The sequence below is a fragment of the Kitasatospora sp. LaBMicrA B282 genome (assembly GCF_050325825.1).
GTDB lineage: Bacteria > Actinomycetota > Actinomycetes > Streptomycetales > Streptomycetaceae > Kitasatospora.
Window position 1 is genome coordinate 26,179 of the sequence record NZ_JBNQTI010000078.1, and the last position, 11,333, is coordinate 37,511.

Annotated in this window: 10 protein-coding genes; 5 read left to right on the forward strand and 5 right to left on the reverse strand. The window is 72.9% G+C overall.

Annotated elements, in window-relative coordinates; genetic code table 11:
• Positions 1–9 precede the first annotated feature (9 nt).
• A complete protein-coding gene (locus tag ACQRUO_RS21765) occupies positions 10–234 on the forward strand; it encodes a hypothetical protein (protein WP_428317680.1) in 225 nt (74 codons plus the stop codon).
• A 123-nt stretch (positions 235–357) separates the two neighbouring features.
• Here ACQRUO_RS21765 and ACQRUO_RS21770 read toward each other — a convergent pair whose 3' ends face one another.
• Entirely contained in the window at positions 358–1,971 is a 1,614-nt protein-coding gene (locus ACQRUO_RS21770) for an MDR family MFS transporter (RefSeq protein WP_428317681.1), read from the reverse strand.
• 122 nt (positions 1,972–2,093) lie between these two features.
• Positions 2,094–2,573 carry a MarR family winged helix-turn-helix transcriptional regulator gene (locus ACQRUO_RS21775; RefSeq protein ID WP_428317682.1) on the reverse strand — a complete coding sequence of 160 codons (480 nt, stop codon included), beginning with the start codon at positions 2,571–2,573 and terminating at the stop codon, positions 2,094–2,096.
• Positions 2,574–2,757: 184 nt separating this feature from the next.
• Here ACQRUO_RS21775 and ACQRUO_RS21780 point away from each other — a divergent pair, with 184 nt between their 5' ends.
• Positions 2,758–3,804, forward strand: a complete 1,047-nt coding sequence (locus ACQRUO_RS21780; RefSeq protein WP_428317683.1) for a DUF3533 domain-containing protein — start codon at positions 2,758–2,760, stop codon at positions 3,802–3,804.
• An 87-nt stretch (positions 3,805–3,891) separates the two neighbouring features.
• Here the strand turns inward: ACQRUO_RS21780 and ACQRUO_RS21785 are convergent, their stop codons facing one another.
• The 3 genes from ACQRUO_RS21785 to ACQRUO_RS21795 all read right to left on the reverse strand — a co-directional run bounded on the left by ACQRUO_RS21785 (position 3,892) and on the right by ACQRUO_RS21795 (position 8,052).
• Positions 3,892–4,413, reverse strand: a complete 522-nt coding sequence (locus tag ACQRUO_RS21785) for a GtrA family protein (RefSeq protein ID WP_428317684.1) — start codon at positions 4,411–4,413, stop codon at positions 3,892–3,894.
• A gap of 157 nt (positions 4,414–4,570) precedes the next feature.
• A complete protein-coding gene (gene lon, locus ACQRUO_RS21790) occupies positions 4,571–6,988 on the reverse strand; it encodes an endopeptidase La (protein WP_428317685.1) in 2,418 nt (805 codons plus the stop codon).
• A 254-nt stretch (positions 6,989–7,242) separates the two neighbouring features.
• Complete coding sequence (locus ACQRUO_RS21795) at positions 7,243–8,052, reverse strand: rhomboid-like protein (RefSeq protein ID WP_428317686.1); 810 nt, start codon at positions 8,050–8,052, stop codon at positions 7,243–7,245.
• A gap of 500 nt (positions 8,053–8,552) precedes the next feature.
• Between ACQRUO_RS21795 and ACQRUO_RS21800 the strand changes: the two genes are divergently transcribed.
• The 3 genes from ACQRUO_RS21800 to ACQRUO_RS21810 all read left to right on the forward strand — a co-directional run.
• A complete protein-coding gene (locus tag ACQRUO_RS21800) occupies positions 8,553–9,284 on the forward strand; it encodes a response regulator transcription factor (protein ID WP_428317687.1) in 732 nt (243 codons plus the stop codon).
• Between the two features lie 74 nt (positions 9,285–9,358).
• On the forward strand, positions 9,359–10,525 hold the full coding sequence (locus ACQRUO_RS21805; protein ID WP_428317688.1) for a sensor histidine kinase: 1,167 nt from the start codon (positions 9,359–9,361) through the stop codon (positions 10,523–10,525).
• A gap of 513 nt (positions 10,526–11,038) precedes the next feature.
• The coding region (locus ACQRUO_RS21810; protein WP_428317689.1) for a 2-oxoglutarate dehydrogenase E1 subunit family protein at positions 11,039–11,333 on the forward strand (295 nt) is incomplete at its 3' end.

An 11,333-nucleotide genomic window follows, 5' to 3' on the forward strand; every position in this document is an offset into this window, starting at 1 on the left:
GAACCGGTCATGCACATCAACTGGAGCGCCCTGGGCGACACCGCCGCCGTCAGCTTCGTGGTCACCGTCGCGGTGGTCGCCACCTTCGCCCTCGGCGTGCTCGCCCTGGGCCGCCGCGAGGCCGCGGTGGAGGCCGGCAACGGCCGCGGCACCGTCGCCCTGACCGGCGCCGGGGTCTGCTTCGCCGCCTGCGTCGCGGCGGTCGGCTACGGGCTCAGCCTGATCGCGGGCTGAGGCCCGGCGCAGCACGGCAACGGCGAAGGCCGCGAGGAACCCGGGTTCCTCGCGGCCTTCGCCGTTGCCGTGCGGCCGTGGCGTCGTGCCGGCGTGCTGCCGGGACGCCGCAACGCCGGGCCGCTAGGCCGACTCGCCGACCCGGTCCGCCGCCGCCGGCTGCGGTGCGGGCCCCGCGGCCGGTGCGGTGCGCAGCGGGACCTCGCGGATGAACAGGACGGCCAGCAGGGCGAGGGCCGCGAACGGGGTGGCGGTCAGGAAGACGGTGGCCACGCCGTGCCCGAAGGCGTCGGTGACCAGCGGCACCACCGGGGCGGGCAGCGCGTGCAGGTCGGGCAGGTCGCCGCCGCCCAGCGCGCTCGCCCCGGCCGGCGGGACGTGCGCCGCGGCCAGGTTCTGGGTCAGGTAGTGGGTGACCTTGGTGCCGAGCAGCGCGCCGAGTGCGGAGACGCCCATCGCGCCACCCATGGTGCGGAAGAAGGTGACGGTCGAGCTGGCCGTGCCCAGCTCCTTGGCGGGCACCGTGTTCTGCACCGCGAGCACCAGGTTCTGCGAGGTCAGGCCGAGCCCGACGCCGGTGCAGACCATGCCGATCGACAGCGCGCCGTACCCGGTGTCGGAGCGCGCGGTGCCGAGCAGGAAGAAGCCGACGGTCAGCAGCAGGGTGCCGGCCACCAGGTAGCGCTTCCACTTGCCGTAACGGGTGATCAGCCGCCCGGCGACGGCGGAGGCGATCGCCAGGCCGAGGATCATCGGCAGCGTCAGGATGCCGGCCATGGTCGGCATCTTCTCCTTGGCCAGCTGGAAGTACTGGCTGAGGAAGGTGGTGGCGCCGTACATCCCGATGCCGACGAAGGTACTGGCCACCGCGGCCAGGCTGACGGTGCGGAACCGGAACAGGGACAGCGGCATCAGCGGCTCGGCGGCCCGGCGCTCGGTCAGCACGAAGAGCACCGCCAGCAGCAGCCCGCCACCCACCATCAGCACGGTCTGCCAGGAGAGCCACGGGTAGTCCTTGCCGGCCAGCGTGACCCAGACCATCAGCAGGCTGACCGCGGCGGCGACCAGCAGCGCGCCGCGGTAGTCGATCTTCGCCGCCCGCTTGACCACCGGCAGGTGCAGGGTGCGCTGCAGCACCACGATCGCGATCAGCGAGAACGGGATGCCGACGTAGAAGCACCAGCGCCAGCCCAGCCAGTGGGTGTCCACGATGACCCCGCCGATCAGCGGACCGCCGATGGTGGCCAGCGCGAAGACGGCACCGAAGTAGCCGCTGTACCGGCCGCGCTCGCGCGGCGGCACCATCGCGGCCAGGCAGATCTGACCGAGCGCCACCACCCCGCCGGCGCCCAGGCCCTGCAGCACCCGGCAGCCGATCAGCTCGCCGGTGTTCTGCGCGAGCCCGGCCAGCGTGGACGAGACGATGTAGATCACCAGCGCCAGCTGCACCAGCAGCTTCTTGCTCACCAGGTCGGAGAGCTTGCCCCAGATCGGGGTGGAGGCGGTGAGCGAGAGCAGCGCCGCGGTGATCACCCAGGTGTAGGCGGACTCGCCGCCGTGCAGGTCGTTCAGGATGGTCGGCAGCGCGTTGGAGACGATGGTCGAGGAGAGCACCGCGACGAAGAGGCCGAGCAGCAGCCCGGAGAGCGCTTCGAGGATCTCGCGGTGCGTCATCGGGCGGTCGGGGTCACCGGCCTGGTGGCGGTGGTGCCGGGGCGCCGGCTGGCTGCTGGTCATGGGAGTCCTGGGTCCTGAGTCCTCGAGAATGGTTGCCTCAGGCAACCATATGCAGAGTTGGTTGATCCAGGCAACCTTTTAGGTCGAGGCTCCGGCCGCACTCGGACGCGGCTCGCGGGCGGCTACTCCGGCGGCAGCTCCAGCCGGCCCGCGCCGGCCGCCATCTCGTTGAACCGGGCCAGCAGCTCGGCGAAGGTCTCCAGGTCCCCCGGGTCCCAGCCGGCCAGCATGCTGCGGAACGCGGCGATCCGCAGCTCGTGCGCGCGCCGGTAGCGCCGCGCGCCGTCCTCGGTGAGCGAGACCAGGGAGACCCGCCCGTCCAGCGGATCGGCCTCGCGCTCCACCAGGCCCAGCTCCTCCAGGGCCTTGATCTGCCGGCTGACCGTCGCCTTGCCGACCCCGAAGTGCACGCCGACGTCGGTCACCCGGACCTGGCCGGCCTCGCTGAGGTGGGCCAGCAGGCTGTAGGCCAGCCCCTCCAGCTGCGGGTGCACCAGCCGGGACAGCTCGGCCGAGCGGGCCCGACCGCGCCGGAACAGCACCGTCACCTCGCGCTCCACCGCACGGAAGATCGACTCGCCGACCATCGGTTCCTCGGTCACGCCACCCCGCTACTCATCCACCCGGCGCCGCCCGCCGGAGCGTGATCAGTATCCACCAGCTCCGGTGTGGGAAAGGCTGTCCGGAATGTCGCTGATGTAGGAAGAGTCGGATACGCCGCAACCGCGCCGCAACCGCCATCGGTCGCGCCACCGCCACCGGTCGCACCGCCGAAGGGAGCCCCCGATGTCCGGGCAGGCATTCACCCGGGAACTCAAGGACGCCGTCACCGGCCGGACCGCCCTGCTGGTCGTCGCCGTGCTGCTGCTCCAGCTCGGCTTCATCACCTCCTACGTCGGCGCCCTGCACCACCCCACCCCGCACCGGCTGTCGATCGGCGTGGTCGCCCCGCCGCCCGCCCAGCAGCAGGTGGTGGCCGGGCTGAACCAGGTGCCGGGCGAGGCGGTGCACGCCGTCCCGGTGGCCGACCAGGCCACGGCCGTCGCCCGGATCAAGGACCAGCGGCTCTACGCGGCGCTGGTGGTCGACCCGACGTCCACCCAGGACACCCTGCTGGTCGCCACCGCACGCGGGAAGTCGGCGGCCACCGCGGCCGAGACCGTCGTCACCGCGGCCGAACAGCAGCAGGGGCGCACCGTACGGGTGCAGGACGTGATCCCGCTGGCCCCCGGGGACGCCAACGGGCTGTCCGCCTTCTACCTGGTGGTGGGCTGGTGCGTGGGCGGCTACCTGGTCGCCTCGATCCTCGGGATCAGCGCCGGTTCGCGCCCGGCCAACCGGGAGCGCGCGGTGCTGCGGATCGGCGTGCTGGCGCTCTACTCGGTGGCCGCGGGGCTGGGCGGGGCGCTGATCGCCGGACCGATCCTGAACGCGCTGCCGGGGCGCATCGTCGCGCTCTGGGGCGTGGGCGCCCTGGTGGTCTTCGCGGTCGGCACCGTCACCATGGCCCTGCAGTGCCTCTTCGACGTGGTCGGGATCGGGCTCGCGGTGCTGCTCTTCGTGGTGCTCGGCAATCCGAGCGCGGGCGGGGTCTTCCCACCGCCGCTGCTGCCGCCGTTCTGGCGGGCGATCGGCGCCTGGCTGCCGAACGGCGCGGGCACCGACGCGACCCGGTCGGTCGCCTACCTCGGCGGCTCCCGGCTCACCGGGCCGCTGCTGGTGCTGTCCGCCTGGGCGGTGCTGGGGATCGTGGTCGCGCTGGCCGCGGTGATCGCCAGGCCCCGGGGCGGCCGCACCGCGACCGTCCCGCCGGAGCCGGCGCCGGCGGCCTGAACCTGTCGGCCTGAACCCGTGGACCCGCCGGCCCGAACCCGACGGTACGAACCCGGCGGTCCGAACCCGCGAGCCCGAACCGGCCGGTCAGTGCACCCGGGCCGGCGACTCGACGTCCGCCGAGGAGTCGGCCCTGGTGTTGGTGAAGACGAACTTCTTCATCGCCCAGTAGCGGAAGGCCATCGCCACCAGGGTTCCGATGATCATGCCGCTGAGGAAGTCCGAGACCTCCTGGGTGAAGTTGCTCACGTGCGGTTTGTGCAGGTCGAAGACGTACCGGGAGATCCACAGCGGGACGTCGTTGACCCCGACCGCGATCGCGCTGACCACGAAGAAGGGGAGGGCCTCCTTGTGGCTGCCCTCGGACCGGAAGGACCACTGCCGGTTCAGGATGTAGGAGAAGACCGTGGAGACAGCCGTCCCGATGGTCAGCGCGACCACCGGCTTGTTCTGGCAGACGGTGAGCTTGAGCCCGTAGTTGATCACCAGCGTCAGCAGGAAGCACGAGCCACCCACGACGAGGAACTTCACCAGGCTGCGGTGCTGCACGACGAAGGGGCGCAGCGGCCCCGGCACCTTGGCCAGGAGCTTCTGTGTACGCGACGGCATTGGCGCAGTGTCGCACGAGTCCCTGAAAGGGCGTCGCCCGACGCCCCGGGGGGCGCCCGCCGCCGACGCCCCCCTCCAGGCCGCCCCGAGCCACGGTCGAGCCGCCCGGCGCCCGGGGGCGGCAAAGGCCGTCGGGCGCCGGGCGGGCGGGGGCCGATCAGGCCGCGGCGACCAGCACCTCGGCCGGCTCCAGCGCCAGGGCGAGGACCTCGCGGACGTCGCCGACCGGGTGGACCGTCAGGCGCTCCAGCACCTCGGCGGGGACCTCGTCCAGGTCGGGCTCGTTCCGCTTGGGGATGATCACCGTGGTGAGGCCGGCCCGGTCCGCGGCGAGCAGCTTCTGCTTCACGCCGCCGATCGGCAGCACCCGGCCGGTGAGCGAGACCTCGCCGGTCATCGCCACGTCGGTGCGGACCTTGCGGCCGGAGAGCAGCGAGGCCAGCGCCGTGGTCATGGTGACGCCGGCGCTCGGGCCGTCCTTGGGGACGGCGCCCGCGGGGACGTGCAGGTGGATGCCGCGGTCGCGCAGGCCGGTGACCGGGAGCTCCAGTTCGGCGCCGCGCGAGCGCAGGTAGGAGAGCGCGATGTGGGCGGACTCCTTCATCACGTCGCCCAGCTGGCCGGTGAGGGTCAGGCCGGTGGAGCCGGTCTCGGCGTCCGCCAGCGAGGCCTCGACGTAGAGCACGTCGCCGCCCGCCCCGGTGACCGCCAGGCCGGTGGCAACGCCCGGCACCGCGGTGCGCCGCTCGGCCGGCTCCTGGGCCGCCTCGGGGGTGTGGTGCGGGCGGCCGATCAGGCCGCGCAGGTCGTCCGCGCCGATCGCGGTGGGCAGCTCGCGCTGACCGAGCTCGCTCTGCGCGGCCACCTTGCGCAGGATCCGGGCCACCGCCCGCTCCAGGTTCCGCACCCCGGCCTCCCGGGTGTACTCCCCCGCCAGCCTGCGCAGGGCGCCCTCGTCCACCGCGACGTCCGCGGCCGCCAGGCCGGCCCGCTGCAGCTGGCGCGGCAGCAGGTGGTCGCGGGCGATGACGACCTTCTCGTCCTCGGTGTAGCCGTCCAGCCGGACCAGCTCCATCCGGTCCAGCAGCGGCTCGGGGATGGCCTCCAGCACGTTGGCGGTGGCCAGGAAGACCACGTCGGACAGGTCGAGCTCGACCTCCAGGTAGTGGTCGCGGAAGGTGTGGTTCTGCGCCGGGTCCAGCACCTCGAGCAGCGCCGCGGCCGGGTCGCCGCGGTAGTCCGAGCCGACCTTGTCGATCTCGTCCAGCAGCACCACCGGGTTCATCGAGCCGGCCTCCTTGATGGCCCGCACGATCCGGCCGGGCAGCGCACCGACGTAGGTGCGCCGGTGGCCGCGGATCTCGGCCTCGTCGCGCACCCCGCCGAGCGCGACCCGGACGAAGCTGCGGCCCATCGCCCGGGCCACCGACTCGCCGAGCGAGGTCTTGCCGACGCCGGGCGGACCGACCAGGGCCAGCACCGCACCGCCGCGGCGACCGCCGACCAGGCTCAGGCCCTGGTCCGCGCGGCGCTTGCGGACCGCCAGGTACTCGACGATCCGGTCCTTCACGTCGGCCAGGCCGGCGTGGTCGGCGTCCAGCACCGCGCGGGCGCCGGCGATGTCGTAGCCGTCCTCGCTGCGCTCGTTCCAGGGCAGCTCGAGCACGGTGTCCAGCCAGGTGCGGATCCAGCTGCCCTCGGGCGACTGGTCGGAGGAGCGCTCCAGCTTGTCGACCTCCTTGAGGGCCGCCTCGCGCACCTTCTCGGGCAGCTCGGCCGCCTCGACCCGGGCCCGGTAGTCGCCCTCCTCGTCGGCCGCCTCGCCGTTCAGCTCGGCCAGCTCCTTGCGCACCGCCTCCAGCTGCCGGCGGAGCAGGAACTCCTTCTGCTGCTTGGCGACGCCCTCCTCGACGTCCTTGCGGATGGTGTCGTTGACCTCCTCCTCGGCGAGGTGGTCCTTCAGCAGCTGCAGGGCGTACTCCAGCCGGGCCACCTGGTCGGCCTCCAGCAGCACCTTGAGCTTCTGCTCGGCGGTGGCGAAGGGGGCGTAGCCGACGTTGTCGGCCAGCTCGCCGACCCCCTCGATGGCCGCCACCCGGTCGACGATCTGCCAGGCGCCGCGCTTGCGCAGCCACTCGGTGGAGACCGCCTTGTACTCCTTCACCAGCTCGGCCGCCCGACCGGCCACCGGCATCCCGACCGAGGACTCCTTGAACGGCGTGGTCTCCACCCAGAGCGCGGCGCCCGGGCCGGTGGTGCCGGCCCCGATCCGCACCCGGCGGACCGCCCGGACCAGCGCGGCCGGCTCCCCGTCGGCCAGCCGGCCGACCTGCTCGACGGTGGCCAGGGTGCCCACCGCCGCGTACGAGCCGTCCAGCCGCGGCACCAGCAGCACCTGCGGCTTGCCGCCGGCCGCGGCACCGCTCACCGACGACCGCGCGGCGGCCCGGGCGGCCTCCACGGCGGCGCGCACCTCGGTGTCCTTGAGGTCCAGCGGCACCACCATGCCGGGCAGCACGACCTCGTCGTCGAGGGGCAGCACGGGCAGCGTGAGCGAAGCGGACGTCGATGCCATGATCTCTCCCCAGTCAGCGAACTTGAGTCGACATGACTAAGGCTTCGCCGGGTCCGGATGTTCCCCGGATGCGATCAGTCGAGTTCGCCCTGAGCGAACAGCGGACGACCGTCCGTGCCGGGCCGTCAGGGCCTTCCGGCGTCTTCCGAGGGCCTTCCCAGGGCCCTTCCCGGTGCCGTCACGGGCCGGAAAAACGATTGTCCGGCGGGCCGGAACGGCCTGCCGGACAATCGGACATCAATCCCGCGAGGGCGCTACGCCGGCCGCGCGACCCGGCGCACCACCCGCCACACCGCACCACCGGAACCGCGCCCGGGGCGTCCGGCCCGGCGCAGCGAGCCCCACAGCGCCACGCCGGTGAGCAGCGCGGTCGGGTGGCCGATGGCGGTGATCAGGTCCTGGTCGCCGACGATCTGGTGCGCCACCAACAGCACCGCCCCGCCCAGCGCCAGGTAGCGGCCGCGCGGCGGCAGCAGCCCGGCCACCGCGCCGAGCGAGGCCAGCACGCCGTAGCTGACGCCGATGTCGAGCTCGTCCAGGATGCCGGGGCCGACCTGCCCGGTGGCCACCGCGACCGCCACCACGCCCTGCGAGAGCAGCGTGCCGACCACGTGCCCGGCGGCGAACACCCCCGCGGCGCGCAGCGAGCCCACCCGCCGCTCCAGCGGGGCGACGGTGAAGGCGAAGGCCCACAGGTAGGGCATCCAGACCGGCCCCGCCACCCACAGGCCGCTCATCAGCAGCGAGCGCAGCGGGGTGCGCAGCAGGTGGTGGCCGTCGGTGCTGGACATGGTCTGCAGCTGGTGCACCAGGTCCGGGCTGGCGACCTGGGCGAAGACCGTGGTGCCGGCCAGCACCAGCAGGTAGCCGCAGGCGAAGGGGTTGCGCCGCGGGGTGGGCAGCCGGTCCAGCACCCAGCGCAGCGGCACCGAGCGCAGCCCGTGGCGCAGGCCGGTGAGCGGGGTCACGGCGCACCGCGCGCCGGCAGCCGCCGGGCGCGGCCAGGAGTCCGCGGACAGGCCCAGCGGGGAGTCCGTCGGCGAGTGGGCCATTGCGTCCGCCATGGCGCCTCCGTCCCTCGGTGGTTGCGCTCGCTGCGCGTGCACACCGTGCCATCACCGGCAGGTTTCGTCCACGGTACGGGGAATCTCTGAGAGTCGGCTGAGGATCGGGTTGCGGTCCCCGTTACGGCAGTTCAGAAGTTGGTATGGACCAAATGCCGCGCGAGTCGGGGTGACGTACCCGACCCTGGTTCGTGCATACACACCGTTACGGTGAGGCGACATGGACGGGTAAGGTAGCGGCCCGTGCTGGGTCCCCGGGGCGCGCACACAGGCCTGTGGTCCGGAAATCTGCGGTCCACCTGCCGGTGCTCGCCGGGTGTCCGTACGCTGCGAGGTATGGATGTCGGTCCTGCGGTCGGGAAGCCGCGGTCCGCAAACCCGCGCTTGGCGGAGCCGGGGCGAGATCAGCACGCGCAATTGAACGACGGAACAAGACTACGAGCGGTGCCCGCCACTCCCACAGGTGGCGGCCCGCAGGCCCTGGGGGCGGTGGCGTGACCGTGACAGAGATTCAGCAGGACACCAACAGCAGCGGTGTGATTGCCCAGCGACGCGTACTGGTGGTGGAGGACGAGCCCACCATCGCCGAGTCGATCGCGGCCCGACTGGGCGCGGAGGGCTTCAAGGTCGCCGTGGCCCACGACGGGCCCGGCGCGGTGGACGGCTTCCACACCTGGCAGCCCGACCTCGTGGTGCTCGACATCATGCTGCCCGGCTTCGACGGGCTGGAGGTCTGCCGCCGGATCCAGGCGCAGCGCCCGGTGCCGGTCCTGATGCTGACCGCCCGCGACGACGAGACCGACCTGCTGGTCGGCCTGGGCGTGGGCGCCGACGACTACATGACCAAGCCCTTCTCGATGCGCGAGCTGGCAGCCCGGGTCAACGTGCTGCTGCGCCGGGTGGAGCGGGCCCAGCAGGCGGCCAGAACTCCTGCGCTCGGCAGCCTCCGGTTCGGCGAACTGGAGATCGACCACGTGCAGCGCCGGGTCCGGCTCGCCTCCGGCGACGTCCACCTGACGCCGACCGAGTTCGACCTGCTGGCCTGCCTGGCCGCCCAGCCGCGCGCGGTGCTCACCCGCGAGCAGCTGCTGGCCGAGGTGTGGGACTGGACCGACGCCTCCGGCACCCGCACCGTGGACAGCCACGTCAAGGCGCTGCGCCGGAAGATCGGGGCGACCTGGATCCGCACCGTGCACGGCGTCGGCTACGCGCTGGAAGCGCCGGTGGGCTGAGCGGCGCGCCCGACGGGCGTACCCGACGGCGGGGGGGCCACGGGGGGACAGGAGTACGGGGAAACCAAGCACCGATGAACACCTCACCACGGGCTCGCACCGAGCCCGACCCGGCGCCGCGCCAGCAGCGGTGGCCCGGGCGCCTGGCCGCGCGGATCTGGCGCGAGATCCGACCGTTCGACCCGGCGCGCTCGATCAAGGGCAAGCTGACCATGCTGGTCATCGTGTCGGTGGTGGTCGCCACCGGCCTGGTGGTGATCGCGATCCGCTCGGAGACCCAGATCCGGGTGATCATGGCCTTCTCGATGATCGCCTCGCTGCTCTTCATGCAGTTGCTGGCCCACACGCTGACCGCCCCGCTGCGCGAGATGACCGCGGCGGCCCGGGCGATGGCCGGCGGCGACTACAGCCGCCGGGTGACCGCCGGTTCCCGCGACGAGATCGGCGAGCTGGCGGTGACCTTCAACAAGATGGCCGCCGACCTGGAGGCGGCCGACCGGCACCGGCGCGAGCTGGTCGCCAACGTCTCGCACGAGCTGCGCACGCCGATCGCGGCGCTGCAGGCGGTGCTGGAGAACATGGTGGACGGCGTGGTGCCGCCCGAGCAGGCCACCCTGGGCGCCGCGCTGGAGCAGACCGAACGGCTGGGCCGGCTGGTCTCGCACCTGCTGGACCTGTCCAAGCTGGACGACGGCGTGGTGCCGCTGGACGCCCGCGAGTTCGAGGTGGCCCCGTTCCTGGCCGGCGTGCTGCGCGGCCTGACGGTGGACGGCGCGACCGCCGGCGGCGCCTGGAGCCGGCGCGACGACCTGAAGCTGCGGATCGACGTCGAACCCGAGCAGCTGACCGCGCTGGCCGACCCGGAACGCCTGCACCAGGTGGTCGCCAACCTGGTGGACAACGCCTGCAAGCACTCGCCGCGCGGCGGCACCGTCACGGTCCGGGCCCGGGCCGGCGACTCCCCGCTCTCGCTGCTGCTGGAAGTGGCGGACCAAGGACCCGGCATACCGGCGCAGGACCGCACCCGGGTCTTCGACCGGTTCAGCCGGGCCGGCACCGCGACCGCCCAGGGCCCCGGCAGCGACGGCGGCACCGGCCTCGGCCTGGCCATCGCCCGCTGGGCGGTGGACCTGCACGGCGGGCGGATCGAGGTGGCCGACGTGCCCGACGGCTCCGGCGGCTGCCTGATCCAGGTCGCCCTGCCCGGACCGGCGGGCTGCCCCGCGGCCCGGCGGACCTGACGGGACCCGACAGGTCCCGACAGGACCTGACGGGACCCGACGGACCCGATGAGACCTGACGAACTCGGAACCCGTCGGCGGCCCGCTCGCGCCCCGATCGCGCCGCTGCGGACCCCGAACGGGGCCAGAAACGGCCCAGAACGGACCCGATCCCGGGCCAACGGCGGGTGAACGGGCGACGGAGCACGGCACCAAAACGCCACGGTCTGTCCATCTCGGCCAGCTTTGTCACAGAACTGGGACAATCTGGTAATCGACAGCCGAAGATCTGTCGTCTCGACTGGATCCGGGGCGGTTTTGCCTGATTTGCCATAGTTTGGCAGGATGATCAACAGTGGCCGGTTCCCCGATCGAGGCGTTCTCTAACGCCCTCTTTCGGCCAATGTGGCCCAGCACACTGTGATCTGGGCGACGCCGACCCCTAGGGGACTGCGCGATGCTTGGTCAGGGGCGTAGCCTTAATCCCCGCTGTCCAAACATCCCAAAAGGAAGCGGAAGAGGGCGGTTGCCGCCGTGTCGCCACACCCTGAAACCCCCAGCTCGGCAAGCACCACTGGCTTCGGCCCCAATGAGTGGCTCGTCGACGAGATCTACCAGCAGTACCTCCAGGACCCCAACTCGGTCGACCGAGCCTGGTGGGACTTTTTCGCCGACTACAAGCCCGGTACCGAGGTGACCCCAGTGACCCAGGCCGCGACCCAGGCCGGCCCCACGCCGACCACCGTTGCTGCCCCTGCGCCCGCTCCGGCGGCCGCGCCTGCCCCCGCCGCCGCCCCGGCAGCCCCGGCCCCGGCTCCGGCCGCCGCCG